Source organism: Paraburkholderia metrosideri (genome assembly GCF_904848625.1).
In the GTDB taxonomy this organism is placed as follows: domain Bacteria; phylum Pseudomonadota; class Gammaproteobacteria; order Burkholderiales; family Burkholderiaceae; genus Paraburkholderia; species Paraburkholderia metrosideri.
Genome location: NZ_CAJHCP010000007.1, coordinates 498,957 through 525,351 on the forward strand (window position 1 = coordinate 498,957; position 26,395 = coordinate 525,351).

Genomic DNA, 26,395 nt, shown 5'->3' on the forward strand with positions numbered 1-26,395 from the left:
AGCTGAGCCGAACGCCGCGTTATTTCCGCGTTCGGGCGCTTTTTTCGTGGACTGCATGGGCCAGTGGAGGCGGCACGCCCGGGTCGGCGACCGGGCCGACCGCGCTGGCTCAATAAACGCTCGGATCGCCCGGCGGACGGGTCTTGAAGCGCTTGTGCACCCAGTAATACTGCTCGGGCATCGAAGGAATCTGTTCTTCGAGAAATTCGTTCATGCGCCGCGCGTCTGCGTCGTCGTCGCCGCTCGGGTAGTTGTCCCACGGCTTGAACACCTTCAGCCGATAACCCTTGTAGTTCGGCAGCACCTCGCCGATAAACGGCACGACCTGCGCGCGTCCGACCTTCGCGAGACGCCCCACGGCGGTCAACGTGCAGGTCGGCACGCCGAAAAACGGCACAAAGGTCGAATTGCGCGCGCCGTAATCCATGTCCGCGCCGAGCATCACCGGTTTGCGTTCGCGCAGCCAGCGCAGCACGATGCGCGCGCTGTCGGCACGGCTCGCCATATCGGCGCCGAAACGCGCACGTGCTGTTTTGGCGACTTCGTCAAGTTCATGGTTTGACATCGGCTGATAAAGCGAGCCGCACTGGCGCTTGAGCGCGTAGTTCAGGAAGATCGACCCGGCCTCGATGCCAACAAAGTGAAAGCCAAGAAGGAGCGTCGGCGGCATATCCGGATCCGTCAGATCGATCTCACTGTCGACCTGGATCAGCTTTTCGAGTTTCTTCGCGGAGCCGAACCACTGCACGCTGCGTTCGAGATAGCTGCGGATCGCGTGGCGAAAATGCTTCTGCGCGACGTCCTCACGACGCTCGTCGCTCCACTCGGGGAAGCACAGCTTCAGATTCACGTGGACGATGCGCTTGCGCCGGCTCGGGATCTGATAAAGCAGCCAGCCGAGTCCGTCGCCGAGGCGGGCGACGACACCATAGGGCAACAACGCAAAAAGTTTAAGCAGCCCGATCGCGAGTTTGGCGCCATAACGGCTCAGCATGCGACCTCCGCAAACGAGGCGCTACGCGTGACGGGTTTCAGGAAAGCGGAAAAGTTGTCGTAATACCGCACTCGTGGACACTCTGTGACAATCAAAGGAAGTCGCTATAATAAGGGCTTCGCCGAGTTAATAGACAACTTGCGGGGCGAAGCTGGCGGGTGCGATCCACGTGTTAATCGTGTGAAAAGCGCTGGTCGGTCAGGTAATCCGCTAAAGCGTCGCCGCTTCAGACTCCCGAAGCTGGCTACGTGAAACTCAACCGTAACCACACAACAGGAGTCTGCAACGTGGCAAACGACTATCTCTTCACTTCCGAATCCGTCTCCGAAGGCCATCCCGACAAAGTCGCGGACCAGATCTCGGACGCCATCCTCGACGCCATCCTCGCACAGGACAAATACTCACGCGTTGCAGCGGAAACGTTGTGCAACACGGGTCTCGTCGTGCTGGCCGGTGAAATCACCACGACCGCGAACGTCGATTACATCCAGGTCGCGCGCAATACGATCAAGCGCATTGGCTACGACAACACCGACTACGGCATCGACTACCGCGGCTGCGCGGTGCTCGTCGCTTACGACAAGCAGTCGCCGGACATCGCCCAGGGCGTGGACCGCGCGCACGACAACAACCTCGATCAAGGTGCTGGCGACCAGGGCCTGATGTTCGGTTACGCGTGTGAAGAAACGCCGGAACTGATGCCGCTGCCGATCCACCTGTCGCACCGTCTGGTCGAGCGCCAGGCTAATCTGCGCCGTGACGGCCGCCTGCCGTGGCTGCGTCCGGATGCAAAGTCGCAGGTCACCGTGCGTTACGTCGACGGCAAGCCGCACGCAATCGACACCGTCGTGCTGTCCACGCAGCATTCGCCGGACATCGATCTGAACACGCTGCGCGAAGCCGTGATCGAAGAAGTGATCAAGCCGACGCTGCCGGCTGACCTGATCAAGGGCGACATCAAGTTCCTGGTGAACCCGACCGGCCGTTTCGTGATTGGCGGTCCGCAAGGCGATTGCGGTCTGACGGGCCGCAAGATCATCGTCGATACATACGGCGGCGCGGCTCCGCACGGCGGCGGCGCGTTCTCGGGCAAGGATCCGTCGAAGGTCGACCGTTCGGCTGCTTACGCTGGCCGTTATGTCGCGAAGAATATCGTTGCAGCCGGTCTGGCTTCGCGCTGCCTGATTCAGGTGTCGTACGCCATCGGCGTTGCACAACCGACTTCGGTGATGGTCAACACGTTCGGTACGGGCCGCGTGTCGGATGCAACGATCACGCGTCTGGTGCAGGAGCATTTCGACCTGCGTCCGAAGGGCATCATCCAGATGCTCGACCTACTGCGTCCGATCTACGAGAAGAGCGCAGCGTATGGCCACTTCGGTCGCGAAGAGCCGGAATTCACGTGGGAAGCGACGGACAAGGCATTGGCGCTCGCTGAAGCCGCTGGCACGGAGCCGGTTGCGGCGCTGGCAGAGTAAGCGCTAGTCGCACGCGATTCATCAGCAAAACAGCAAAAAACCCCGCACGGCGTGAGCCGCGCGGGGTTTTTTATTTCCTGTTACGCCGGACTGCATAGCAGCGAAATGAACGGACGGCTTTCGTCGAAAGCCGCGCAAGACGTGCGCGCTCCTTAGCTAGCGCGCCCGGATCGCGAGCGCTACAGCGAATACTTGCATGGTGCCGTTCGCCATTCAAGCCATGGCGCCCACACCACTAGAACACTTTGAAAAAAACGCCCCAACGGCTAGCTCAACGGCTCGAAAACGCGAACGCAAACCAGCCAGTGCTGCCATTCGTCGACATCCGACGCGGCTTGCGGCTCGTGTTCTGCGGCGCGGCGAGCGCCACGCGTTTCGTCAGCGACAGATGCAGCGGCGTCGGTTTGCGCAGCAGCGTGCGCAGCGAAAAGCGCCGCGAACTGCCCTGCAAACGCAGTGCGGAGAAGAAGGTGTGGAACCAGGTGCGAATGCCGTCGACGGCTTTCGCATCGCGCCATTGTTCGCCCAACGCGCGGGTGCGGGTGGCGTGGTGACGCAACGCGCGCATCACATGGCGGCGCGCAGGACGCGCCGCTTTCAGCGCGGCGCGGGTGAGACGGGTGCTCAGAAGAGTATGCATGGCTTCACAAGGGGGCAATGTGTCGCGCGACGGGAAGTGCGCCAATAGCAGCACCAAATGTGCCAATAAGGGCGTCGCGATCAACGGCACGGATGCCCGGTATTCGACGGATAAAAGCGCGGAGGCCGGCGGCATGGGCCTTGGCGGCCTGCGCACGGTGCAAAAACGCGGGAGCGACGATCAACATGCGTGCAGGCTACACGTGATTCGTGACGTCAGAAAGTCGGTTTTTACCCTGCGAATACGGGTTTTTACGGGGTCGATCGCTGAGCATGTCGACGCGAACCTGCCCTTTGCGACCGATTATCGTGCACGCTCGCCCGTTCAACGTGCCTTGCAATCAACCTGCACGCCTGAAAGTAGTGCGTAAGGCAGTCAGGCCGCAGAGGCTCGTAGCACGGTGAAACTGCGCGCAGCGCCATCGCGCCCGTTTTACAATCGAGCATCAGTTAGTGGACAGTAACGGAACACCATGTCACTTCATTCGAAGAAAGAGCAGATTCACACGTTGCGGGAGCAGGGTTTTGTCGTCGTGCCCGGTCTGGTGTCGCCCGAGCGCTGCGAAGAACTGAAGCAGATTGCGCAGCAGCAACTGGTCGAAGCAGCGGCGCCGATCGAGTTCGAAGCGGATCTGCAATACCCCGGCGCGCCGTCGTCGAAGCATGCACCGGGTGGGCACACCGTGCGACGGTTGCTCGATGCGTATGGACGTCATCCGGCTTTCGCGCAGTGGGCGACCGCGCCGGAAATTCGCGGCTGGATGGAGTTGTATTTCGGTGAAGAGCCGCGGTTGTCGCGCGCGCATCACAATTGCATGATGACCAAACATCCCGCGTACGGCAGCCTGACGGGGTGGCATCGCGATGTGCGTTACTGGTCGTTCGAACGCGATGATCTGGTGTCGGTGTGGCTCGCGGTTGGCTCTGAAACCGTCGATAACGGCGCATTGTGGCTCGTACCGAAATCGCACAGCGAGCCATTCACGTCGGAGCGTTTCGACGAGGCCAAATTTTTCCGTTCGGATCTGGAAGAAAATCAGACGTGGATTCGCAGCGCTGTGTCGCCCGAACTCAAAGCCGGCGACGTGGTGTTCTTCCACTGCAATACGCTGCATTCAGCAGGAAAGAATCTCAGCGATCAGGTGAAGTTTTCGCTCGTGTACACCTATCACGGTGCGAGCAATGTGCCGTTGCCGGGAACCCGGTCGGCCGCGAAGCCTGAAGTGGCGTTTTAAAGTGTCGGCTTTCTGATTCCGGCGGCGGCGCCGGATTGTGTTTAATTAGCATTCGAACAGACATCGGGCGCCGCGCAGATCACGAATCTATTACCGCTTGCGCCCGGACAGTGCCATGCCGGTGATTCCCGCGAGTGTCGCCACCACGCCACCCACGATCAGCATGATCGCCTTGTTGCTCGGCGAACCGGTGAAAAAGCGCGCGACGTCGCTGCTAACCGAATTGAACGCCTGCCCGCCGAAATACAACAACACGATACCGCCGACAATCAGCGCGAGCGAAATCGCTTTGGTCATCTGATGCTCTCCGTTGGCTTTGATCGGCGAAAGTGTAGGGGAGCGACCAGCGCCCGTCCATCCCGCATACTGGGTGCATGCACGTCTCGCGTCGATTGGCTAACATAGCGGTCTGGCTGCAGATTCGCCGGCCTAAAACAGATAACAGATAGCAGCACGCCTCCCGCAGCACGCGATTGCCTCACGCCCGCAATGACCGGGCGATTTCCACCAACAAGGACACAAGCAATGGCTTACGAAGCAGCTTCAGAACGCTATTCGGACATGCAGTACCGCGTCTGCGGCAAATCGGGTCTCAAACTGCCGGCGCTCTCGCTGGGTCTGTGGCACAACTTCGGCGACACCACGCCGATCTCCACGCAGCGTGACATTCTGCGCACGGCCTTCGATCTCGGCATCACGCACTTCGACCTCGCGAACAATTACGGCCCCCCATACGGCAGCGCGGAAACGAATTTCGGCCGCCTGTTCAAGGACGACTTCAAGCCCTATCGCGATGAACTGCTGATCTCGTCGAAAGCAGGTTGGGATATGTGGCCGGGTCCGTACGGCCAGGGCGGCGGTTCGCGCAAGTACGTGCTCGCGAGTCTCGATCAAAGCCTGCAACGCATGGGCCTCGATTACGTCGACATTTTTTATTCGCATCGTTTCGATGCCGACACGCCGCTCGAAGAAACCGCCGGCGCATTGGCGACTGCGGTTCAGCAGGGTAAGGCGCTGTATATCGGCATCTCGTCGTACTCGGCCGCCAAGACGCTCGAAATGACGAAGTTGCTCGCCGAATACAAGGTGCCGATGCTGATTCATCAACCGGCGTACAACATGCTCAACCGCTGGATCGAGCATGAGTTGCTCGATACGCTGGAGCAGGTCGGCGCGGGTTCGATCGCGTTCACGCCGCTCGCACAAGGGCTGCTGACCGGCAAGTATCTGAACGGCGTACCGGACGATGCGCGGGTCAACAAGCCGGGTGGCGGTTCGTTGAAGCAGGAGCATCTGAGCCCGCAAAATATCGAGCACGTGCGCAAGCTGAACGACATCGCCCAGCGTCGCGGGCAAAGCCTCGCGCAGATGGCGCTCGCCTGGGCCTTGCGCGATTCACGCGTAACGTCGGTGCTGATCGGCGCGAGCCGTGCGGAGCAGGTGCGCGAGAACGTCGGCGCGCTGAAGAACCTTGCGTTCTCGAAAGATGAACTCGCGGAAATCGATCGCTATGCGACCGAAGGCGGGATTAATTTGTGGGAAAAGCCGTCCACGGATCAGGCGATCTGATCCGCACCACGTTCACCCCGTCAGTAGAAAAGCCGCCCGTGAGGCGGCTTTTTTTTCGCTACAGCGCGCTATACCAGCGCCGGCAATCCTTCGACCAGCGCGACCGCGCACATCACGCCGATCAGAGCGCCCACGACGCGCAGCGCGTTGTGCCGCATTTCCGTCTTGCAGGGAAGCGCGCCGACAAATAACGCGCCGGCCAGCGCCATCGGAATCACCAGGATGAAATCGCTGATCGTGAAGTAGGTCGTCATGGTCGTCTCCTTATGTATTACCGGCGAAGGCGATTGCTCCATTGATGGAGTCATGCAACGCCAACGCTTGATTTGAGTATAGGAGACGGTTCAACCACTATAACGACGCCGGTCGGCGCTTCAGCAACTATTCGCAAGCTGCTGAACCCAACCACATCAAGGCTTGCAACGATTGGCGCAACGCAGCAAAATGCGGCGAAAAAATGAAGCGTTTGCTTACACTGGCCTTACTTTTTGATCGCATTTCATGCGAAACAGATTACAGGGCTGGCTCATGCGATTACTTGGTGATCGGTTCACGGGCGCGCAACCGTGTCGCCGCAAAGAGGCCGATGATCAGCAGGGTTCCGACAAGCCCCGCGACGCCGTTCCAGCCGTGATTGGCCCACACGTGACCACCGTACGAACCGATCAGGCTCGATCCGATGTAATACGCGAGCAGATACAGTGCGGCCGCCTGGCCTTTCGCGTCTTTCGCGAGGCGGCCCACCCAGCCGCTCGCCACCGAGTGCCCCGCGAAAAAGCCGAACGTCACGCAGGCGATGCCAGTTGCAATCGCGGCCAGCGGATGCAGCATCGTGAGCGCGAGACCGAGCAGCATCAGCAGCAGGCTGGCGGTCAGCACGCGCGCGCGGCCGAACGTGTCGGCCATGCGTCCTGACCATGGCGACGCCACTACGCCCGTTAGATACACAACGAAGATTGTGCCGATTTCCGTCTGGCTCAGTTGATACGGCGGCGCGAGCAGCCGGTAGCCAATGTAGTTGTACAGCGTGACGAAGCTGCCCATCAGCACGAAGCCTTGCAGGAACAGCAGCGGCAAGCCGGGTCGCGTGAACTGCTTGAGCAGCGCGGTGCGATGATGTGCAAAGCCGAGGCCCCGGCGCGGTACGAAATGGCGCGAGGGCGGTAGCAGCGCGCGAAATGCGAGCATCGACAGAAGGCCGAGCACGCCGATCGTGCCGATCGCGACGCGCCACGAGAACAGATCCGCGACGACACCCGTGATCACGCGTCCCGCCATTCCGCCGATTGCCGTGCCGCCGACATACAGACCCATCGCGAGGCCAAGGCCTTCGGGGTGGACTTCTTCGGCGAGGTAGGCCATCGCGACGGCGGGCACACCGCCGAGCGCAAGACCTTGGAGCGTGCGAAGCAGCAGCAGTTGATGCCATTGCGGCGCGATCGACACGCCAATCGTCAACAACGCGGATACCGTCAGCGACAACGTCATCAGCTTGTGACGGCTCCATCCTTCCGAAACAAAGCCGGCGACAAAGATGGCGAACGCGAGCGCGGCCGTGGTGAACGACAGCGACAGGCTGGATTGCGCGGGCGTCACGTTGAACGTCGCGGAGAACGCGGGCAGCAGTGGCTGCACGCAATAGAGCAGCGAGAAGGTGGCGTAACCGGCGAACAGCAGCGCGATGCTGGCGCGCCAATAGGCCCGCGAACCGCGTTCAAGGTAGGGGATATCAAGGGCGTCGGGCAAAGCGGAAGCGGTGAACGAGGCAGAAGAAGAAGGAACAGCCGATGAAGCAGTCCGGTGGGATTCCGGCGAGGGGGTCACAAAAAAATCTCCTGGGAGGAAGCAAAGTCTTCAAAGGAGTTAACGATACGCTGAAAAGAGGGATCGGGGTCGTGGGGCGGGCAGGCGTGCTGCGCAGATTCGGGCGGTGAAGCAGGGGGCAGAGGGTGTGACGCAGACTGACGGGAGGCGAATCGCGACCGCAGTATTTTCCACATATGCAGCAAGGTTTTGATGGACTGATTAAACGCCGGATGCCCGTCGGCGCGCGAGACCGGACGATCGCCGAACGAACCGGCAAGCCACGCGAGCGCGCCGGGCAACTCAGTGCGTTTCGCTCCGCTGTAAAAGCACTCGCCTAGCCATGCGCCGTCGCATCGCTTGCGCTCTGCGGCGCGGCCGGGTGCACGATCTGCTCATCGGTCGGCAGATCGGAGACCTGCCAACCTCCGCCCAACGCCTTGACCAGCGCCACACTCGCGGCCATCCGACGACGCGCGATCGACACCGCATTGCGCTCGTTCGTCAGCGCGGTCGTTTGCGCGACGACGACGTCGAGATAGGTGATCGCGCCGTTCTTATAGCGGTCCGACACGACCGCCAGCGACCGTTGCGCGGCGCTCACCGCATCGTCCTGCGCACTGGCTTCCTGTTCGAGCACCCGCAGCGCGGCGAGGTTGTCCTCGACTTCGCCGAACGCGGCAAGCACCGTTTGCCGGTACTGCGCGACGCTTTCGTCATAGTGCGCGCGAGCCTGTTCTCGAACGGATTCGCGTCCGCCGAAATCCAGCAGCGTGCCCGCGAGCGCCGGTCCGAGCGACCACAAACGGCTCGGCGCGAGCAGCCACTGACTGTAGTTAGTCGCTTCGAGCCCACCTGTCACGGACAACACGAGGCTCGGGAAAAACGCCGCTGTCGCCACGCCGATCTGCGCGTTCATATTGGCCACCTGCCGTTCCGCCGACGCGATGTCTGGCCGTCGTTCGAGCAACGTGGACGGCACGCCCGCTGCCGCCACCACCGGAACCGCAGTGAGCGGCGCAACTGGCAGCGAAAAAGTGGAGGGCGCCTGGCCGATCAGGATCGCGATCGCGTGTTCGAGTTGCGCGCGTTGCACGCCGAGATCGAGTGCCTGCGCCTGGGTAGTTTTCAACTGTGTTTGCGCTTGCGCGACATCGGCGTCGGTGGCGATGCCGCCCGCGTAGCGATGCTGCGTCAGATCGAGCGCTTCGCCGTAGGCCTTGATCGTGTCGTCGAGAAGTTGGCGCTCCTGATCGAGGCCGCGGAGCTCGAAGTAGTCGGTGGCGAGTTCGGCCTGCATCGACAGGAGCATGGCTTGGGCGTCGGCCGCGCTGGCCTGCGCCTGGGCTTTCGCGCCCTCGACGCTGCGCGACACGCGGCCCCACAGGTCGGGTTCCCACGACGCGTCGGCTTGCACCAGGTAGTCGTTCAGCGTGAGACCGGCGCTCGATTTGTGCAGCACGTTCGACGAAGAGCGCGCGCGCGAATAGGCGCCGTTCGCGCTGACAATCGGGAAGAAGCTCGACCGGTATTGCGCAACGGTCGCGCGCGCGGCGCGAAAGCGCGCGTCGGCAGCCTGCACGTTCTGGTTCGCGGTGGCGACCTGCTGTTCGAGCGAATCGAGCGATGGGTCGGCGTAGAGGGTCCACCAGGCACCACGCGTGACGGTGTCGGCGGGCTGTGCGGGTTTCCAGCCGCTGCCTTCGAGTTCCTTGTACGTCGCAACGGTCGGGATGGGCGGCTTCACATAGTCAGGGCCGACGGTGCAAGCGGTTAGCGTGGCGGCCAGCGTCAACGCAAGTGCTAACTTTGCTGGGCGCGCAGACGCACGTTGGCCCACCACACGCTTCGATGACGACGCGAACTCGCCGCGCGATTCCAGCGCTTTCATGATGACGTCCCCGTTTTCCCTTCAGCGCCCGCTGCCCCAGACGCACCCTTCGCGTCACCCGTCTTACGCGGCACGATCCGCACTGCCGCGCCATCGACGATCGAATCCTGCGGATTCAGAATCACCTGTTCGCCGCCTTGCAAGCCCGACGCGACTGCCACGCGCGTACCGAAATCGGTCCCTAGCGACACGGGCAACAACTTCACCTTGTGATCGGCGTCCACGGTCGCGACCTTCACGCCGTCCGGGCGAAACAGAAATGCGTTGCCCGGCAACGTGAACGGCGCCGCGCCCGAGCCCAACGCGAAATGCACCTGCGCATACGCACCCGGCAGCAGATCGCCGTTGCGATTATCGACATCGACTTCGACCAGCATCGTCCGTTGCTGCGGATCGACCGCGCCGGCCGTGCGTGCCACCGTGCCGGGATAATGCTTCGACGGCGTTTCCGTCAGCGTCAAAAATGCGCTCTGCTGCGCGCGGACCTGTTGCGCGTAGGCTTGCGGCACGTTCACATACACCCGCAGCCGATCCGCCTGCGCCACATGAAACAGTTCCTTCGTTGGACCACCCGCGCTGCCCGCGTCGATCAGCGCGCCGACATCGATATTGCGCGCGGTCACCGTACCGTCGAACGGCGCATAGACCTTCTGGAACGATTGCGTCTTTTCGAGCCGCGCGACGTTGAAACGCGCGGCATCGAGCGACGCTTTTTTCGCGAGCATATCGCCGACCTTCTCGTCGGTTTCCTGCTTCGACACCGATTTGCTTTTCAGCATGTCGGTCCATCGATCAGCGGTGCTTTTTGCGAGTGCGTAATTGGCTTCGGCATTCGCAAAATCGGCACGGGCGGCGCGCAACTGATCGTCCACTTCGGGCGTATCGATTTCTGCGAGCAACTGGCCGCTTTTCACATGCGCGCCGATATCGGCGTACCACTTCTTCAGGTAACCGCTGGTGCGCGCGTAAATCGGCGTATCGAGAAAAGCCTGCACATTGCCGGGCAAAACAAGGTCGACTCCCGCCGACGATTTCTGCGGCCGCACCACTTCAACACTTAACTGGCTCGCATGCTCGGCATCGCGTTCGAGCGCGGCGTGCGCATCGTGACGCGACCAGATGCCTTGCGCCGCGAGCGCAAGGACGACGACGGCCACCGCAACGGTCATCGCGCGCGAGCGCCGCGTTTTCGCGGGGTCGCGCGGGTGGTCGGATCCGTCTGGACGTTGTGCTTCCATCAAACTTCCCCTGTGAAAAAACGTGGGCAGTCGATGCTGCCTCTTGTGCTGCCCGTCATGGCAACGGTGGTGGCGAATGCGGGTGCGCATGGCAATGCAAGCGCCATTGCGGACAGTCCGGTCATGTGCGTCATGGCTTCTGCACCACATGTTCGGCCGCACGCTGACGTCGCGCCGCAAGCCGCTTGTAGATCATCGAGAACACGACCGGCACGAAGATCAGCGTCGCCAGCGTACCCACCGTCAAGCCGCCGATCACCGCACGCCCCAGCGGCGCGTTCTGTTCGCCGCCTTCACCGAGCCCAATTGCCATCGGCACCATGCCGATCACCATCGCGAGCGCGGTCATCAGCACCGGACGAAAACGCGTGAAGCCCGCTTCGATTGCCGCGCGCGTGGCATCGCCATGTTCGAGCAACTGTTCGCGCGCAAAGCTGATCACCAGAATCGCGTTGGCCGTTGCGATGCCGATACACATGATCGCGCCCGTCAGCGCCGGAATCGACAGCGTGGTGTGCGTGAGAAACAACATCCACACAATGCCCGCCAGGGCGCCTGGCAACGCGGTGATGATGATGAACGGATCGAGCCACGACTGGAAGTTCACGACGATCAGCAGGTACACGAGCAGGATCGCGAACACCAGACCGGCGAACAGACCCGAGAACGAATCGTTCATGGTCTGCACCTGGCCGCGCACTTCGATCGTCGATGCTTTAGGAAGCTCGGCGCGAGAGTCGTCGATGATCTTGCGGATATCGTCGGAGACTCCGCCAAGATCGCGACCGTCCGCGGTGCCGTAAATGTCGATGGTCGTCTGCGCGTTGTAGTGGTTGATCGTCGCGTTGCCGGCTTCGCGCTTCATGGTCGCGAGCGAGCCGAGAATGTTGCTGCGGCCATTGGCGTTCAACGGAATGTTCGCCAGCGATTGCAGCGAATCGATCGTGTATTGCGGTGCTTCCGTGATCACGTTGTAGCTGACGCCGTTGCGCGGATTGAGCCAGAACGTCGGTGTGGTTTGCTGGCTGCCGGACAGCGTAATCAGCAGGTTGCTCGCGATGTCGTGTTGCGAGAAACCCGCCTGCTGTGCGCGGGTACGGTCCACGTCGATGAAAATACGCGGCAGGTCGGCAGGCTGCTGGATGCGTGCATCGGCAAGACCCGGCACGGTCCGCAGCCGGTTCAGCAATTTCGCGGCGAACACGCGATTTGCCGCGACGTCACGGCCAACAATCTGAATATCGATCGGCGACGGCATGCCGAAGTTCAGCGTCTGACTGACGATATCCGCCGGCAGAAACGCGAACTGCACGCCGGGGAATTCGTCGGTGAGGGTGCGTCGCAGCGTGCGCACGTAGTCGGCGCTCGGATGATGATCGGGATTGAGCGTGATGAGCACGTCTGCATCCGACGTGCCGATCGTGCCCGTGCTGCCGTACGAGAGATTGATACCCGACACCGGCAAACCGATATTGTCGATGATCGAATGCAGTTCGCCGACAGGGATCAACTGACGAATCCGCGTATCGACGCGATCGGTCACGACCGCGGTTTCTTCGACCCGCATGCCGGTTTTCGCGCGCAGATGCAGTGCGATGGTGCCCGCATCGACGGCAGGGAAAAAGTCGCGGCCGATAAACGGAAGCAGCAGCATCGAGGCGCCACAACCAGCCAGAAACAGCGTGACGAATAAACCGGGCCGTGCGACGCGTGCTTCGAGGAACACGCGATAACGATCGCGCAAACGCGAGAAGCCGCGCTCGAATCCATAGTGAACGCGCATGAACGGATTGCGCGTTTGCACCGGCGAGTGATGCGCGGTCGTCGCCGTATGGTGATGGCGCAGCAGGTATTTCGCCAGCGTCGGCACGAGCGTGCGCGAGAAAAAATACGACGCGAGCATCGCGAACACCACCGCTTCGGCGAGCGGAATGAACAGATAGTGCGCGACACCCGTGAGCATGAACATCGGCACGAACACGATACAGATGGACAATGTGGACACCAGCGTCGGAATCGCAATCTGTTGCGCACCGTCGAGAATCGCCTGTTCGAGCGTCTTGCCCTGCTCGAGCTGATGGCTGATGTTTTCGATCGCTACCGTCGCATCGTCCACCAGAATGCCGACCGCGAGCGCGAGCCCGCCGAGCGTCATGATGTTGATGGTTTCGCCGAGCAGCGAGAGGGCGATGACCGAGGTGATCATCGACAGAGGAATCGACACGGCGATGATCAACGTCGCGCGCCAGTTGCCGAGGAACAGCAGAATCATCAGACCGGTCAGGCATGCGGCGATCAACGCCTCGCGCAACACGCCCTGCACCGACGCGCGCACGAATAGCGACTGATCGGCAACCGGGTCGATATTCAGCGACGCAGGCACGAGATTGCGCAGCGCCGGCATCATCGTCTTGATGCGGTCGACGATTTCCAGCGTGGACGTGTTGCCGCTTTTGTTGACGGTCAGCAGCGCTGCACGCTGTCCGTTCACGCGCACGATATTGGTTTGCGGTTGAAAGCCGTCGCGAACATGCGCGACGTCGCGAATATAAATGGTGCCGTTCGCGGTCGATTTGATCGGAATATTGTTCAGACCGGCGAGCGAATCCGGGCTGCCGTTCATTTCCACAGAGTATTCGGTCGAGCCGATTTTCGCGGTGCCCGACGGCAGAATCAGATTCTGCGCGGTGACGGCGTTGACTACATCGAGTGGCGACAGATTGCGCTCCTGCAATTTGCGCGAATCGATATCGACCATGATTTGCCGCTGCTTGCCGCCATACGGTAGCGGCACCGACGCACCGGGCACGGTGGCGAGTTGCGTCTTCAGGAAGTTATTGCCGAAGTCGAACAGCTCCTGCTCGGTCAGCGACGCCGACGACAACGCGAGCCGCAAGATCGGCACCGTCGACGCGTTATAGCGCAGGATATTGGGTGGGGTAATGCCGGGCGGCAGCGAACGCAATTGCGTTTGCGACAGCGCGGTGACCTGGGCCAGCGCTTCGTCGATATTCGCGTGCGGCTGGAAAAAGATCTTGATGACCGCAATGCCGTTCAGCGAAGTCGATTCCGTATGTTCAATATCGTTGACCGTGGTCGCCAGGCCGCGCTCGTAATTGAGCACGATGCGCTTTTCCATTTCGTCGGCGGGCAGGCCGTTGTACGACCAGATCACCGAGAGCACCGGAATATCGATGTTCGGGAAAATGTCGGTTGGCGTACGCAGAATGGTCAGCGGCCCGACGATCAGCAGCAGCAGGGCGAGGACGACAAAGGTATAGGGGCGCCGCAGCGCGAGTCGGACAATCCACATGACTAGCGCGAGCGATAAAGGCCAATAGAAGCGGGCTCACCTACCCCGCAAACGTTGCAAACAGGTTGGACGTTGTGCACGTTTTTGAAATCTCCCCCCGGGTGGGTTTATGATGGTCTCGTTACGACGCGTGAAGCCGAGATGATCGGTTGGGCGGGCCGTAATTGGAATAGGGCGAAACGACGGGTGATGCGTTTTTTGCCTGGATTTTTAATCTTTTCGTTTGCACTTTCCAAAGCCCCTTAAAACGGGAACAATGACTTTCAACCTCTCACGCGTATCACGCGCAGCAGATTGGGTGCGTAAGCAACGTTATCGGCGGAGCGACGCTTTTATCATCACCTTGACCGGCGTGAAATCATAAAGCCGGCTACGGGAGAAACGGGGAAATATCATGCAAATCGGTTCCATTGTCCGATCGGTGCACATCGCCGTGCCGCAAGGCGCGCGCGGAATTGTCATGCGCATTCTGGGCGACATGGCCATGGTGGCGTGGTACGCCGGCGAGCCCGGCGCTTCGCCGCACCTGAATACTGAACCCTTTTTTCTCGAAGATCTGATTGATACGGGCGAGCAGGTGCGTCCGTCCAGCGCGCAGATACATTGATCACACGTGCGACGTTAAGCATGTTGTAAGTCACGCGCACGTCGCTGCGTTATTCGTGTGTTCAACCGCAACGTGAGCCGTTGCTCTCGTCTTTGACGGCGGCGCGGCGCACAATGCGGGCATGAACGACGACCTTCCCGATCTCCAGGACGACGCGAACAGCGCCGTGCCTTTCGCCCGGCTCAAGCCGGAAATCGTGCTCGATGCGCTCGACAGCGCGCTCAGCACGGTCGGCGTGCGCACCGATGGCCGCATGCTGCCGCTCAACAGCTACGAGAACCGCGTGTATCAGGTGGGCGTCGAAGACGGTCCGCCGGTCGTCGCGAAGTTCTATCGTCCCGAGCGTTGGAGCGATGCCGCGATTCTGGAAGAACACGCTTTCGTCGCCGATCTCGCCGCGCGTGAGATTCCGGTGGTGCCTGCACGCGTACTGGAGGGTCGTACGCTGCATACGTTCGACGGTTTCCGCTTCTCGATCTTCGAGCGCCGTGGTGGTCGCGCGCCAGACCTCGACCGTAGCGATACGCTCGAATGGCTGGGGCGATTCATCGGCCGGATTCATGCGGTCGGGCAGACGCAGAATTACACCGAGCGTCCGACGCTCGACATCCATACTTTCGGATACGAGCCGCGCGATTTCCTGCTTGCGCAGCGTTTCGTCCCCGACGACGTGCGCACCGCATGGCAAACCGTGGTGAACCTCGCGCTCGAAGGCGTGGAGCGCGCGTTCGAACGTGCCGGCGACATTCGCATGCTGCGAATGCATGGCGACTGTCATCCGAGCAATGTGTTGTGGACCGATGCCGGTCCGCATTTCGTCGACTTCGACGATAGCCGCATGGGTCCGGCCGTGCAGGATTTGTGGCTATTGCTGCCGGGCGAGCGTGCCGAGGCTTCGCGCGCGTTGGCCGATCTGCTTGCCGGTTACGAAGACTTCTGCGAATTCGAGCCGCGCGAACTCTACCTGGTCGAAGCATTGCGAACGCTGCGGCTGATTCACTATCAGGCCTGGCTTGCACGTCGTTGGGACGACCCCGCGTTTCCGGCGGCGTTTCCGTGGTTCAACACGCAGCGCTATTGGGAAGACCGCATCCTCGAAATGCGCGAGCAGATCGGCGCGATGCAGGAAGGGCCGCTCTGGCCGGTTTGAGTGTCGCGCCGTGAGTGCACGAAGTACATGTCGTCGTGCGTGACGCGCTGAGCGCGGCAGCGAGTCTGCCGCGCTCAGCGCAAGCCCACTTCAAGGCGCTTGCGACGCCACACTCGACGACTCCACTAACGTCGATTTGACGATCACCTCGGCGCGCACGTCACGCTCAATGGCCTGGATGACCGGACGCATCTGCGCGAAGTCATCTGGCGAGCAGACATCGCTATCGAAATGCGTGGTGCCGTCGCGCGTCATCGTCACCGTGTTGCTCGACGGATCGAACGAATACTGCGATTGGAAATCGACGAAGCGGTCTTGTGCGCGCTTCGGCTCCGGCATGTCGAGCACATGGAAATTGGCCGGCAACTCGATGCGCGCATGTTCATGCAACGCCAGGTTGTGGCAAACAAAAGGCTGCGTGCGCTGACGCTCGCCGAGCCAGTAACGCGTATCTGCTTCGACGCCACCCGCCAGACTCGTCAGCGCGCGAATGGAGGCGGCTGCGCCCGGCACCACCAGACTTTCCAGGCTGCCTTTCATCGTGATCGTGAGCGGCCCATTGGGGACATTGAGATCATTGGTGCTGAGTGTGGCGGTGCCGCGCAGATTTGCACCGCGCAACTCGGCCTGAATCGACTCTTCGCGCTGCGACGGTGTCTGCATGCGCAATCGCGCGCGCGCCTGTTCAGCGAACGGGCCGTTGTCTTCCAGCCGATAGGTGAAGCTCGCCGAACCATCCGGCTCGACCTTGATCGACAGATCGGTGTTGCGTTTCATCAGCGCAGTGGCGGGCGTGCTGGCGAGTACGCCGTCGTCGACGAGCACGGTCGGCCGGTTCATGTCGGAAGAGGGCAAAAAGCCGAATTCGACATTCGATGCGGTCGAATCGGCGTATTGCTGCAAATCCGGCAGCCATGTGATGACGTGATTGATCACACCATAGCCCGGCACACTCGGCAGCGTGTAAATCGTGCCGCTGCTGATCAACGCCGGCTCGTTGCGGATGCCGACCGCGTCGAGCAGCGCACCGTAGAGCGCGACGTGGTCCTTGCAGTCGCCATAGCGGTTCGCGAGGATCGCGCTGGCGCTGTGCGGCACGACCGCGCCGCGCCCGACGTTGATCGCCACATAGCGCACGTCGCGACGTACCCAGTCGTATAACGTTTTGGCTTTGTCGCGCGGCGTGCGGTCGTGAACGGTGAGTTGTTGCGCGAGTCGCGTGATCGCCGGGTCGCGTGCGCCAGGGTCGACCGAAGATTCACGATAGGTCGCGGCGAACGCGGCGTAATCGGGGAACGTCGAGACCATTAGCCGATCGCCATACGACACATACGCAATCGAGCCATTCTCCAGCCGGTTGAAATGCGCGTTGTCGTAGCGAAATTCGTAGCGTGTCCGGCCGTTGAGAGTCACCGGGCGCGTCACGGTAAAACCACGGGCGTCGGCGTAGAGCGGTTTGTCAGCGGGCAGGTCGTAGATCAGACGGAAATTATGGGTCGGCGCGAGGTCTGGCGGCGTGAAGTCGCTGAATTCGCCCGGCACGATGGGCTGCCTCTGAGTCTTGCGATAGGTGAGATGCACGCGCGCGCCTGGCTCTACCGCGGGGAACACGATGACCTTTTCCTGAATGTCCTGGAACATCGGTGCGTCGAACGAACGGGCTTCCTGCACGTCGCGGATCTGCTCGGGCTGCACTTCATGACGCGCGCCGTCGGCGGTTGTGGTGTACGCCTCGAGAATCTGCACGTCCGCCATGTTGCGATTGAACCAGACGTATTGCTGCGCCACGCGCGCGACGCCCGCCTCGCTATTCACCCGCAAGGTCAGCGAATCGAGCTTGGAAAACGAGCCGTCGGCGTTGACGGTGAAGGTCTGGGTCTCGCCCTCGTTGGTATAGGGATCGTCCAGCTGGTCCGCGCCGCTCGCGTTCGCCGCGTGGATACCGGCAAGCCAGCCGAATGAAACAACCCAAAGCGCAGAAGAAAATCGCATGGCAACAGGTATCCGAACGGCAACGTTGACGGGATCTGAAGCTAGAGTCGGTTTGCGCCGCGCGATTGTCAAGCGCCTGCAACACGTAGCGTTTGAGCAAAGTGCGTAAATAGGTAATGATAGCCATTCTCAATTGAAAGGCATCGCCAGCTACGGTCACCTTTCTGCTCCTCTGTGACCGCCAGCCAGCCTCTCAGCCGGACGGCCTGGACCGCAAGCCGGGTCGTCCGGTCCCTGCTTTCGACTCTCTGTTCCTTACCGCTGTCGTATGAGCGCGTGCCGTTCCGCGGCGTGCCGCCGCCCGCACAATGCGTGCGTTGCGACGATGAATAATCCTCACCAAGGTGTGGGTTTGAGAGTCAGCGGGCGTTGCTGATCGATACGATTGCCGCCAGTCTGAATCTGCTTTCGCTGACTGGCCGCATTCAAACGCTACATGCAGTCCCGCCTGACGCCGCGACTTCCCGAGCCGCCTTCGCACCTTCGACCTGAAGCAGCGTCGGCAGAGATACGCCGTTCTTTGCTGCGGTCACCTCGGCCAGAATCGACACGGCTATCTCCGGCGGTGTCCGGCTGCCGATATAGATTCCCACCGGCCCATGCAAACGCGCCAACTCGGTCTCGTTCAGATCGAACTCTTTCAACCGCTCGCGCCGCGCCTGATTATTCCTTCGGGAGCCGAGCGCGCCGACATAAAACGCGGGCGTTTTCAACGCTTCCATCAGCGCAAGATCGTCCAGCTTCGGATCATGCGTCAGCGCGATCACCGCGCAGCGTTCATCGAGCTTCATGTCGATCACGGTATCGTCCGGCATGGTTCGTACGATCTTCGTGCCGGGGATATTCCACTCTTCCGTGTACTCCTCGCGCGGGTCGCATACGGTGACCTGATAGTCGAGCCCCACCGCGATATGGCACAGATAGCGCGACAACTGCCCCGCGCCGATCACCAGCATCCGGTAACGCGGACCGTGGATCGTCAGCAGACGTTCGCCGTCGAAATGCACGCCATCGGTGGCAAGCGCAGCGTCGAGCCGCACGGCGCCAGTGCGCATTTCGACCTGACGGGCGACGAGGCGCCCGTCCTCCACCGCGTGACATAGTTCGGCGATGCCGCTGTGCCGCGTTAACGGTTCCAGCACGAGTTGAATCGTGCCGCCGCAAGGCAGGCCGAAGCGATGCGCTTCCTCCGCCGTGATGCCGTACTTCACCGCCTCCGGGCACGTCTGCTCGATACCCCGTTGCCGCACCCGGTCGATCAGATCGTCTTCGATGCAGCCGCCCGATACCGACCCGACCACGAGCCCATCGTCGCGCACCGCGAGCATCGCGCCCTCGGGACGCGGCGACGAGCCCCACGTCTTCACGACCGTCACCAGTAGCGCGCGATGTCCTTCTTCCAGCCAGCGGGCGCTGGACTTCAGGACTTCGAGATCCACGCTGTCCATGATTTCTTCCTCTTTGTTGGCTCGGTGTCAGTGTCGGTGCCGGTGCCGTCATCCGCTTCCGTGCGCGGCGCCGGGGCAGCGGCAGCGGTTGCTCCTGCGCCATCCACTGAAGCGCCCGTCTCGTCGTCCGCTCCCGCTACCTGCGCGCCGAAGCGCTTGAAGAACTCCGCAGCGATCTTGCGTGCCGCGCCGTCCACCAGCCGCGAACCGATTTGCGCCAGTTTGCCGCCGACCTGAGCGCTTGCCGTATAGCTTAACTTCGTTGCGTTTTCGCCGTCGGCCTCGAGCGTGACGCGCGCGTTGCCTTTGGCGAAACCCGCAGCGCCGCCCTGGCCTTCGAACACGATGCTGTATGCGTTCGGTGCGTCGATGTCGGTCAGTTGCATGCGTCCCTTGAAGCGCGCCTTGACTGGACCGACGGCGGCGCTCAATGCAACCAGATACGCATTCTCGCCATCCGGCTCGATGCTTTCGCAACCGGGGATGCAGTTGCGCAGAACCTCGGTGTCGTTCAATGCGTCCCACGTTTGCTGCTGCGAAACCGGCAGCGTGTGAGTGTCGGTCAGTTCCATGACGTGACTCCAGCGGTAGCCCCGGTGGCGAAGGTCGGACGAGGCGCGTGCGTGAGTTGCGCGAGGTCGCGGCCGAACGCTGCGAGACTGTCCAGATTATGAACCGGACGATGCGCATCGACATAAGGCAGGATCGCCTGTATGCCGCGCGCCTTCGGAGAAAAGCCGCTAAAACGCAGCAGCGGATTGAGCCAGACAATACGATGCGCGAAGCGGCGCAGGCGTGCCATTTCGGCGTCGAGCACGTCGATGGCTTCGTGGTCGAGGCCATCGGTGACGAGCAGCACGGTGGCGCGGCCTGTGAGTACGCGACGCGCCCAACGTCGGTTGAATTCGGCAAGCGCTGCGCCGATTCGCGTGCCGCCCGACCAGTCGGCGACCTGCCCGGTGAGCGTCGCGATGGCCACATCGGGATCGCGCTCGCGCAGCGCGCGGGTTGCGTTGGTGAGACGCGTGCCAAACAGAAACACCTGCAAGCGTTCGCGCGACTGCAGCAGCGCGTGGCAAAAATAGAGCACGGCGCGCGAGTAACTGCTCATCGAGCCGGAGATGTCGAGCAGCAACACGAGCGGCGGTTTGCGTTCAACCACCGCGCGATATTTCCACACGGTCCAGTCGCCGCCGGCGCGTACCGCGTGTCGGGCGCTCGCGCGCAAATCGGCATGCGTGCCGCGCGATGCTGCTTTCAGCCGACGCGTCGGCTCGGTCGCGAGCGGCAGACGCTGGCTGCGAATCAGATGCCGCAAAGTGCGCCATTCATCGGCGGAAAGGGTATCGAAATCGCGCTGACGCAGGCGCTCTTCCGCGCTGAACGTCACGTGCGCGTGCAGTTCGTGTTGCTCGGTTTGCTGTGGCGTTTTGCTGTGCGGCGACAGCGGCGCGCGAACCGCGAGTGCGTCGGCGAGACGGTTGTTGCGCTTGGGCGGCGGCAGACCGTCGCGAACTTTGGGGAGCAGCAGCGCGCGCAGCTTGCCCTCCCAGTCCGGGTCGCGCCAGAACAGCGTGAACGCGGCGTTGAACAGCTCGCGCTCGTCCGGTGCGCGGACTAGCGATGCCGCGAGCGCGGCGCGTACGTCGTCGCGTCGGCCGAGATCGATCCAGTGCAATGCGGCGAGTGCATCGACGGCCTGGGCGGGCGACATCGGCAAGCCCGCACCGCGCAGCACGCGCACGAAGTGAACGACGTTGCGCGCAAGCGTTGGGGTCTCGTCGGCGGAAGCGGCGGGTGGCTCGCCCGTTACGGATCGCCTGGTCATGCGGATGATCCTGGTACGGCAGCAAGACATTGTGCAATCTGTGCGGCATCCAGCCGTGCCAGATCGTCCTGGTACTTGAGCAGCACGCCCAGCGTGTTCTGCACCGATTGCGGATCGAGTTCCGTCACTGACAGGGCTTCCAACGCGCGGCACCAGTCGATCGTTTCGGCAATGCCAGGTGCCTTGAACAGATCCATCCCCCTCAACCGATGCACGAAATCGACCGCCCGTCGCTGCAATTCCACTGATGTCTGCGGCGCACGCGCAGCGACGATCTCCAGTTCACGATCGCGCTCGGGGTACCCGATCCATTGATACAGACAGCGCCGCTTCAATGCATCGTGGACTTCACGTGTGCGGTTCGATGTCATCACGACGAGCGGCGGTTGCTCCGCCCGCACGGTGCCGTATTCGGGTATCGACACCTGGAAGTCCGACAGCAGTTCCAGCAGGAAGGCTTCGAAGGGCTCATCGGCGCGGTCGATTTCGTCGATCAGCAGCACGCGTCGCGCGCCGGGATGGTGTTCATCAGGCATCAACGCTTGCAGCAGCGGACGCTTCAACAGGAATTCGCCGCGATATAGCGTGTCGTTGTCCGGGCGCTCGCCGGCGGCTTCGGCGAGACGCAGCGCCATGATCTGACGCGGGTAGTCCCATTCATACAGCGCACTCGCCGTATCGAGTCCCTCGTAGCATTGCAGACGCAGCATCGTGGTACCGAGCATGCCCGCTGCGGCTTTAGCGAGTTCGGTTTTGCCGACACCCGGCTCGCCTTCGACGAACAACGGCCGCTCCATCCGCAGCGCGAGATAGAGCGCGGTCGCGAGCTCGCGGCTGGCGAAATAGCGTTGCGCGGCCAGTTGCGCGAGGGTGTCGTCGATTGAGGCGGGCTGCATGGTCGTCCTGAATCTGCGCGCTCGATGACGCCGATGAAGCGTAGCGTCGGTCAGGCGCTGCACGGGTGGCGTCGTTTATAGAACGGAGCTGACGTGCCCAAATCAAAGCACGCCCGCTGCCCATTCCACGTGTTGCTAACTGTTCGCCTTCGTCACCGCTCGCGCGGCGAGCACAGGAATCAGATGCGCTCGGTAGTCGGCGCTCGCATGCATGTCGGTGTTCAGATTCGCATTCGACACGCTGACTCCGCGAGCCGCTTCCGGTGTGAAATTCGCCGACAACGCGTTTTCCAGTTCAGGCACACGAAATACCGACGCCGCCGCGCCTGTCACCGCGACGCGCACGCCGCTCGCGAACTTCGCGACGAACACACCGACCAGCGCAAAGTGAGACGCAGGATTGCGGAATTTTTCATAGGCTGCGCGCTCGGGCACGGGAAACTCGACCGCGACGATCAGCTCGTCGGGTGCCAGCGCGGTTTCATACATGCCGACGAAAAAGTCCTGACAGGCGATCCGCCGACGCTCGGTGACGATGGTCGCATCCAGCGCCATCGCGGCAGCCGGATAGCACGCGGCCGGATCGTTGTTCGCGAGCGAACCGCCGATCGTGCCCAGCGCGCGCACCTGCCGGTCGCCGATGTGCGCAGCGAGGTCGGCGAGTCCTGGCGACACGCGACGCAACTCCGCGTGATCCGCGACGTCTGCGTGACAGACGGCGGCGCCGATGGTCACTGTTTGCGCGTTGACGGTGATCGACTTGAGCGCGGGAATGCGCGTGACGTCGACCAGTTGCGACAGTTGCGCGAGGCGCAGCCGCATGGTCGGCAACAGGCTTTGGCCGCCGGCCAGGAATTTCGCGTCGCTGTCGGCGGTGAGGATGGCGGCGGCTGCTTTGGGATCCGTCGCGCGTTGGTACTCGAATGAATACATGTCGATTCTCCGCTCAGGATCTCAATGGGGTTGTGCGTTGCCGTGCGCGGCCGCGTGAATCGCGGACCACACTCGATGCGGCGTCGCCGGCATTTGCAGATCGGTCACGCCGAGCGGCGCGAGCGCGTCGAGGATCGCGTTGATCACCGCCGGCGGCGAGCCGATCGCGCCCGCTTCGCCGCAGCCTTTGACGCCGAGCGGATTGTGCGTGCACGGCGTGCCCTTCGAAGTTTCGACGGTGAAGTCGGGCAGATCGGACGCGTGCGGCATCGCGTAATCCATGTAAGAGCCTGACAGCAGCTGGCCGCTGTCGTTGTCGTACACGCAGCGCTCCAGCATCGCCTGGCCGATACCTTGCGCGAGCCCGCCATGCACCTGTCCTTCGACGATCATCGGGTTAATCACGTTGCCGAAATCGTCCACGGCGGTGAATTGCTGGATGCGGCACACGCCCGTGTCCGGATCGACTTCGATCTCGCAGATGTACGCGCCGGACGGATAGGTGAAGTTGGTCGGATCGTAGAACGCGCTTTCTTCGAGGCCGGGTTCGAGCACGTCGAGCGGATAGTTGTGCGGCACGTACGCCGCAAGCGAGATGTCGGCGAAGGCCTTGGTGCGATCGGTGCCCGCGACGCGGAACACGCCGTCCCTGAACTCGATGTCTTCGGCCGCCGCTTCCAGCAGGTGCGCAGCGATTTTCTTCGCCTTGGTTTCGATCTTGTCGAGCGCTTTCATGATCGCCGAGCCGCCGACTGCGATCGAGCGCGAGCCATACGTGCCCATGCCGAACGGAATCCGTCCCGTATCGCCGTGGACGATCTCGACGCTTTCCAGCGCGATGCCGAGCCGGTCGGCGACCACTTGCGCGAAGGTCGTTTCATGCCCCTGGCCATGACTGTGCGAGCCGGTGAACACGGTGACCGAACCGGTCGGATGCACGCGAATCTGACCGACTTCGAACAGACCCGCCCGCGCACCCAACGCGCCAGCGATATTCGACGGCGCGAGACCGCACGCTTCGATGTAGCACGAGTAGCCGAGGCCGCGCAGCTTGCCGTTCTTTTCGGATTCCTGTTTGCGTGCGGCGAAGCCTTTGACGTCCGCGAGTTCTAGCGAACGCGCGAGGATGGTGTCGTAATCGCCGGTGTCGTAGGTCAGGCCGACCGGCGTCGCGTACGGAAAGTCGCGGATAAAGTTGCGGCGGCGGATTTCCGCCGGATCGAGCTTCATCTCACGCGCGGCGGTCTCGACCAGACGCTCGACCACGTAGGTCGCTTCCGGGCGACCCGCGCCCCGGTAGGCATCGACGGGAACGGTGTGGGTGAAGACCGCTTTCACCTCGGCGTAGATCGCGGGTGTCGTGTACTGACCGGCGAGCAGCGTGGCGTACAGGATGGTCGGCACGCTCGACGCGAACGTGGACAGGTACGCGCCCATGTTCGCGATGGTGTGGATGCGCATGGCGAGGAACTTGCCGTCCGCGTCCATCGCGAGTTCGGCTTTCGTCACATGATCGCGGCCGTGCGCGTCGGACACGAACGCTTCCGAACGCTCGGCGGTCCATTTCACCGGCCGGCGGATTTTCTTCGACGCCCACGTGAGCGCGACGTCTTCGGCGTACAGAAAAATCTTTGAGCCGAAGCCGCCGCCGACGTCCGGCGCGATGATGCGCAGTTTCGATTCCGGCAGCGACAGCACGAACGCGGCCATCAACAGGCGCTCCACGTGCGGGTTCTGGTTCGCGACGTAGACCGTGTAGCTGTCGTCCTGGACTGAGTAGCTCGCGTTGACCGCGCGCGGTTCGATCGCGTTCGGGATCAGCCGGTTGTTGACGATATCGAGCGTGGTGACGTGGGCGGCCTTGGCGAAGGCCGCGTCGGTGGCGGCTTTGTCGCCGTGGCCCCAGTTGTAGCAGACGTTGTCCGGCACTTCGTCGTGGACGGCGGGCTGGCCCGCGTCGGCTGCGTGCGCGGTGTCGACGACAGCGGGTAGTACGTCGTAATCGACTTCGATCAGCTCGGCGGCGTCTTTTGCGGCCTTGATCGAATCGGCGATGACGATGGCGACCTGGTCGCCGACGTGGCGCACTTTCGTATGCGCAATGACCGGATGCGGCGGCTCGTTCATCGGTTTGCCATCGGTGCTGTGGATCAGCCAGCCGCACGGCAGGCCGCCGACGTTTTCCGCGGCCATATCTGCGCCAGTGAAGATCGCGATGACGCCGGGCGATTGCTTCGCTGCAGCGATGTCGATGCTATTGATCCTGGCGTGCGCGTGCGGCGAGCGCAGGAATACGGCGTAGGTCTGCTGGGGGAGGACGATGTCGTCGGTGTACTGGCCGTTGCCGGTCAGAAACCGATAGTCTTCCTTACGTTCGACGGAGGCGCCGATCAGGTGGTGGGTGTCAGGTGCGTTCATCGTCGGCTCCTCAGGCGGTGGCGGGCGCGGTAGCCGGTGCGCCGGCGCTCGCGGTATTCGCATTCGCGGCGGCATTGGCCGTGACCGGGTTGCCGGAGGACTTCATGCCTGCGGCGCCTTCGAGGACTGCCTTGACGATATTGTGATAGCCCGTACAGCGGCACAGATTGCCGTCGAGCTGGGCGCGGACGTCGTCGCCGGTGAGATCGGGCTGGCGGTGCACGAGCGAGACCGCGCTCATCACCATGCCGGGCGTACAGAAGCCGCACTGCAGGCCGTGGCAGTGTTTGAACGCCGCTTGCATTGGATGCAGCGTGCCGTTCTGCGCGAGTCCTTCAATGGTGGTGATTTCCGCGCCCTCGGCTTGTACCGCGAGGATGTTGCAGGATTTGATCGCGCGGCCGTTCAGGTGGACCGTGCAGGCGCCGCATTGAGCCGTGTCGCAGCCGATATGCGTGCCTGTCAGGCGGAGCTGGTCGCGCAGAAACTGGACAAGCAGGGTGCCGGGGTCGATTGACGCGGTGATTGGCGCGCCGTTCACCGTCAGACTGATGCTGATCGCCATGAAGTTGTCTCCTGATGGGGTGAGACCGGACCTTCGGGTTTTGCCTGCTTTTTCGGTTGTTCTTGTTGCCTTCTGTTTCTGCTCTTCGGGTCCGATATTGGGGGACTGCGGGCTTGCTTGCTTCGGGTTTCTTATGGGTGTGCCGAAAAGTAAAGCACAAATTGGGCGGGGGCGCTATGAGGGGAAGTTGTTGGGCGGGAGAGTGCAGGGCGAGCAGAGCAAGGCAGGGCAGGGCAGGGCAGGGCAGGGCAGGGCAGGGCAGGGCAGGGCAGGGCAGGGCAGGGCAGGGCAAGGCAAGGCAAGGCAAGGCAAGGCAAGGCAAGGCAAGGCAAGGCAAGGCAAGGCAAGGCAAGGCAAGGCAAGGCAAGGCAAGGCAAGGCAAGGCAAGGCAAGGCAAG

At 62.2% G+C, this 26,395-nt stretch carries 22 protein-coding genes; 6 read left to right on the forward strand and 16 right to left on the reverse strand.

The window, feature by feature from the left end:
* Positions 1 to 109: 109 nt before the first annotated feature.
* Positions 110 to 994 (reverse strand): lipid A biosynthesis lauroyl acyltransferase, encoded by an 885-nt coding sequence (locus LMG28727_RS18280; RefSeq protein WP_201643692.1) that lies wholly within the window; start codon positions 992 to 994, stop codon positions 110 to 112.
* Between the two features lie 287 nt (positions 995 to 1,281).
* On the opposite strand from LMG28727_RS18280, the gene metK reads away from it, so the two are divergent.
* Positions 1,282 to 2,472, forward strand: a complete 1,191-nt coding sequence (gene metK / locus LMG28727_RS18285; RefSeq protein ID WP_201643693.1) for a methionine adenosyltransferase — start codon at positions 1,282 to 1,284, stop codon at positions 2,470 to 2,472.
* Positions 2,473 to 2,743: 271 nt separating this feature from the next.
* Here metK and LMG28727_RS18290 read toward each other — a convergent pair whose 3' ends face one another.
* A complete protein-coding gene (locus tag LMG28727_RS18290; protein ID WP_201643694.1) occupies positions 2,744 to 3,112 on the reverse strand; it encodes a hypothetical protein in 369 nt (122 codons plus the stop codon).
* Here LMG28727_RS18290 and LMG28727_RS18295 point away from each other — a divergent pair.
* Both LMG28727_RS18295 and LMG28727_RS18300 read left to right on the forward strand, forming a co-directional pair.
* The gene (locus LMG28727_RS18295) at positions 3,111 to 3,482 is read left to right on the forward strand and encodes a hypothetical protein (protein WP_201643695.1); all 372 of its coding nucleotides are present in this window, start codon (positions 3,111 to 3,113) and stop codon (positions 3,480 to 3,482) included. The genes LMG28727_RS18290 and LMG28727_RS18295 overlap by 2 nt on opposite strands.
* Positions 3,483 to 3,584: 102 nt before the next feature.
* Positions 3,585 to 4,346 carry a phytanoyl-CoA dioxygenase family protein gene (locus LMG28727_RS18300; RefSeq protein ID WP_201643696.1) on the forward strand — a complete coding sequence of 254 codons (762 nt, stop codon included), beginning with the start codon at positions 3,585 to 3,587 and terminating at the stop codon, positions 4,344 to 4,346.
* A gap of 90 nt (positions 4,347 to 4,436) precedes the next feature.
* On the opposite strand, the gene LMG28727_RS18305 is transcribed toward LMG28727_RS18300, so the two are convergent.
* Positions 4,437 to 4,643, reverse strand: coding sequence for a DUF3185 family protein (locus LMG28727_RS18305; protein WP_201643697.1), 207 nt, complete (start codon positions 4,641 to 4,643; stop codon positions 4,437 to 4,439).
* Positions 4,644 to 4,871: 228 nt separating this feature from the next.
* On the opposite strand from LMG28727_RS18305, the gene mgrA reads away from it, so the two are divergent.
* Positions 4,872 to 5,915 carry an L-glyceraldehyde 3-phosphate reductase gene (gene mgrA, locus LMG28727_RS18310; protein WP_201643698.1) on the forward strand — a complete coding sequence of 348 codons (1,044 nt, stop codon included), beginning with the start codon at positions 4,872 to 4,874 and terminating at the stop codon, positions 5,913 to 5,915.
* Between the two features lie 68 nt (positions 5,916 to 5,983).
* Here mgrA and LMG28727_RS18315 read toward each other — a convergent pair whose 3' ends face one another.
* From LMG28727_RS18315 to LMG28727_RS18335, 5 genes are all read right to left on the reverse strand, one after another.
* Positions 5,984 to 6,169 carry a hypothetical protein gene (locus LMG28727_RS18315; protein ID WP_201643699.1) on the reverse strand — a complete coding sequence of 62 codons (186 nt, stop codon included), beginning with the start codon at positions 6,167 to 6,169 and terminating at the stop codon, positions 5,984 to 5,986.
* A gap of 280 nt (positions 6,170 to 6,449) precedes the next feature.
* Positions 6,450 to 7,739 carry an MFS transporter gene (locus tag LMG28727_RS18320; RefSeq protein ID WP_201643700.1) on the reverse strand — a complete coding sequence of 430 codons (1,290 nt, stop codon included), beginning with the start codon at positions 7,737 to 7,739 and terminating at the stop codon, positions 6,450 to 6,452.
* Positions 7,740 to 8,055: 316 nt separating this feature from the next.
* On the reverse strand, positions 8,056 to 9,609 hold the full coding sequence (locus LMG28727_RS18325) for an efflux transporter outer membrane subunit (protein WP_201643701.1): 1,554 nt from the start codon (positions 9,607 to 9,609) through the stop codon (positions 8,056 to 8,058).
* Positions 9,606 to 10,847 (reverse strand): efflux RND transporter periplasmic adaptor subunit, encoded by a 1,242-nt coding sequence (locus LMG28727_RS18330; protein ID WP_201643702.1) that lies wholly within the window; start codon positions 10,845 to 10,847, stop codon positions 9,606 to 9,608. Before LMG28727_RS18330 ends, LMG28727_RS18325 begins: the two co-directional genes overlap by 4 nt.
* Positions 10,848 to 10,977: 130 nt before the next feature.
* The gene (locus LMG28727_RS18335; protein WP_201643703.1) at positions 10,978 to 14,160 is read right to left on the reverse strand and encodes an efflux RND transporter permease subunit; all 3,183 of its coding nucleotides are present in this window, start codon (positions 14,158 to 14,160) and stop codon (positions 10,978 to 10,980) included.
* Positions 14,161 to 14,554: 394 nt separating this feature from the next.
* Here LMG28727_RS18335 and LMG28727_RS18340 point away from each other — a divergent pair, with 394 nt between their 5' ends.
* Together LMG28727_RS18340 and LMG28727_RS18345 are read left to right on the forward strand one after the other, a co-directional pair.
* On the forward strand, positions 14,555 to 14,767 hold the full coding sequence (locus LMG28727_RS18340; protein WP_132376376.1) for a hypothetical protein: 213 nt from the start codon (positions 14,555 to 14,557) through the stop codon (positions 14,765 to 14,767).
* A gap of 121 nt (positions 14,768 to 14,888) precedes the next feature.
* Positions 14,889 to 15,917, forward strand: a complete 1,029-nt coding sequence (locus tag LMG28727_RS18345; protein WP_201643704.1) for a serine/threonine protein kinase — start codon at positions 14,889 to 14,891, stop codon at positions 15,915 to 15,917.
* A 90-nt stretch (positions 15,918 to 16,007) separates the two neighbouring features.
* Here LMG28727_RS18345 and LMG28727_RS18350 read toward each other — a convergent pair whose 3' ends face one another.
* The 8 genes from LMG28727_RS18350 to LMG28727_RS18385 form a co-directional block, all read right to left on the reverse strand.
* Entirely contained in the window at positions 16,008 to 17,909 is a 1,902-nt protein-coding gene (locus tag LMG28727_RS18350; protein WP_201643705.1) for a DUF3857 domain-containing transglutaminase family protein, read from the reverse strand.
* Positions 17,910 to 18,334: 425 nt separating this feature from the next.
* Entirely contained in the window at positions 18,335 to 19,357 is a 1,023-nt protein-coding gene (locus LMG28727_RS18355) for an XdhC family protein (RefSeq protein WP_201643706.1), read from the reverse strand.
* Entirely contained in the window at positions 19,330 to 19,929 is a 600-nt protein-coding gene (locus tag LMG28727_RS18360) for a CoxG family protein (protein ID WP_201643707.1), read from the reverse strand. The genes LMG28727_RS18355 and LMG28727_RS18360 overlap by 28 nt, the downstream gene beginning before the upstream one ends.
* Positions 19,920 to 21,185 (reverse strand): vWA domain-containing protein, encoded by a 1,266-nt coding sequence (locus LMG28727_RS18365; protein ID WP_201643708.1) that lies wholly within the window; start codon positions 21,183 to 21,185, stop codon positions 19,920 to 19,922. The genes LMG28727_RS18360 and LMG28727_RS18365 overlap by 10 nt, the downstream gene beginning before the upstream one ends.
* Positions 21,182 to 22,081 (reverse strand): AAA family ATPase, encoded by a 900-nt coding sequence (locus LMG28727_RS18370; RefSeq protein WP_201643709.1) that lies wholly within the window; start codon positions 22,079 to 22,081, stop codon positions 21,182 to 21,184. The genes LMG28727_RS18365 and LMG28727_RS18370 overlap by 4 nt, the downstream gene beginning before the upstream one ends.
* A 135-nt stretch (positions 22,082 to 22,216) precedes the next feature.
* Positions 22,217 to 23,014, reverse strand: a complete 798-nt coding sequence (locus tag LMG28727_RS18375) for an FAD binding domain-containing protein (protein ID WP_201643710.1) — start codon at positions 23,012 to 23,014, stop codon at positions 22,217 to 22,219.
* 21 nt (positions 23,015 to 23,035) lie between these two features.
* Positions 23,036 to 25,432: a xanthine dehydrogenase family protein molybdopterin-binding subunit gene (locus LMG28727_RS18380; protein WP_201643711.1), complete on the reverse strand. Its 2,397-nt coding sequence runs from the start codon at positions 25,430 to 25,432 to the stop codon at positions 23,036 to 23,038.
* A gap of 10 nt (positions 25,433 to 25,442) precedes the next feature.
* A complete protein-coding gene (locus tag LMG28727_RS18385) occupies positions 25,443 to 25,997 on the reverse strand; it encodes a (2Fe-2S)-binding protein (RefSeq protein WP_201643712.1) in 555 nt (184 codons plus the stop codon).
* Positions 25,998 to 26,395 lie beyond the last annotated feature (398 nt).

Excerpts from the sequence above, each read along its gene's own strand:
- LMG28727_RS18305 (WP_201643697.1), bottom strand. The coding sequence starts at position 4,643 with ATGACCAAAGCGATTTCGCTCGCGCTGATTGTCGGCGGTATCGTGTTG.
- LMG28727_RS18360 (WP_201643707.1), bottom strand. The coding sequence starts at position 19,929 with ATGGAACTGACCGACACTCACACGCTGCCGGTTTCGCAGCAGCAAACG.
- LMG28727_RS18385 (WP_201643712.1), bottom strand. The coding sequence starts at position 25,997 with ATGGCGATCAGCATCAGTCTGACGGTGAACGGCGCGCCAATCACCGCG.
- LMG28727_RS18355 (WP_201643706.1), bottom strand. The coding sequence starts at position 19,357 with ATGGACAGCGTGGATCTCGAAGTCCTGAAGTCCAGCGCCCGCTGGCTG.
- LMG28727_RS18345 (WP_201643704.1), top strand. The coding sequence starts at position 14,889 with ATGAACGACGACCTTCCCGATCTCCAGGACGACGCGAACAGCGCCGTG.
- LMG28727_RS18330 (WP_201643702.1), bottom strand. The coding sequence starts at position 10,847 with ATGGAAGCACAACGTCCAGACGGATCCGACCACCCGCGCGACCCCGCG.
- LMG28727_RS18335 (WP_201643703.1), bottom strand. The coding sequence starts at position 14,160 with ATGTGGATTGTCCGACTCGCGCTGCGGCGCCCCTATACCTTTGTCGTC.
- LMG28727_RS18290 (WP_201643694.1), bottom strand. The coding sequence starts at position 3,112 with ATGCATACTCTTCTGAGCACCCGTCTCACCCGCGCCGCGCTGAAAGCG.
- LMG28727_RS18375 (WP_201643710.1), bottom strand. The coding sequence starts at position 23,014 with ATGTATTCATTCGAGTACCAACGCGCGACGGATCCCAAAGCAGCCGCC.
- LMG28727_RS18365 (WP_201643708.1), bottom strand. The coding sequence starts at position 21,185 with ATGACCAGGCGATCCGTAACGGGCGAGCCACCCGCCGCTTCCGCCGAC.
- LMG28727_RS18380 (WP_201643711.1), bottom strand. The coding sequence starts at position 25,432 with ATGAACGCACCTGACACCCACCACCTGATCGGCGCCTCCGTCGAACGT.
- LMG28727_RS18370 (WP_201643709.1), bottom strand. The coding sequence starts at position 22,081 with ATGCAGCCCGCCTCAATCGACGACACCCTCGCGCAACTGGCCGCGCAA.
- LMG28727_RS18350 (WP_201643705.1), bottom strand. The coding sequence starts at position 17,909 with ATGCGATTTTCTTCTGCGCTTTGGGTTGTTTCATTCGGCTGGCTTGCC.
- LMG28727_RS18315 (WP_201643699.1), bottom strand. The coding sequence starts at position 6,169 with ATGACGACCTACTTCACGATCAGCGATTTCATCCTGGTGATTCCGATG.
- LMG28727_RS18295 (WP_201643695.1), top strand. The coding sequence starts at position 3,111 with ATGGCTTCACAAGGGGGCAATGTGTCGCGCGACGGGAAGTGCGCCAAT.
- LMG28727_RS18325 (WP_201643701.1), bottom strand. The coding sequence starts at position 9,609 with ATGAAAGCGCTGGAATCGCGCGGCGAGTTCGCGTCGTCATCGAAGCGT.
- mgrA (WP_201643698.1), top strand. The coding sequence starts at position 4,872 with ATGGCTTACGAAGCAGCTTCAGAACGCTATTCGGACATGCAGTACCGC.
- LMG28727_RS18340 (WP_132376376.1), top strand. The coding sequence starts at position 14,555 with ATGCAAATCGGTTCCATTGTCCGATCGGTGCACATCGCCGTGCCGCAA.
- LMG28727_RS18280 (WP_201643692.1), bottom strand. The coding sequence starts at position 994 with ATGCTGAGCCGTTATGGCGCCAAACTCGCGATCGGGCTGCTTAAACTT.
- LMG28727_RS18300 (WP_201643696.1), top strand. The coding sequence starts at position 3,585 with ATGTCACTTCATTCGAAGAAAGAGCAGATTCACACGTTGCGGGAGCAG.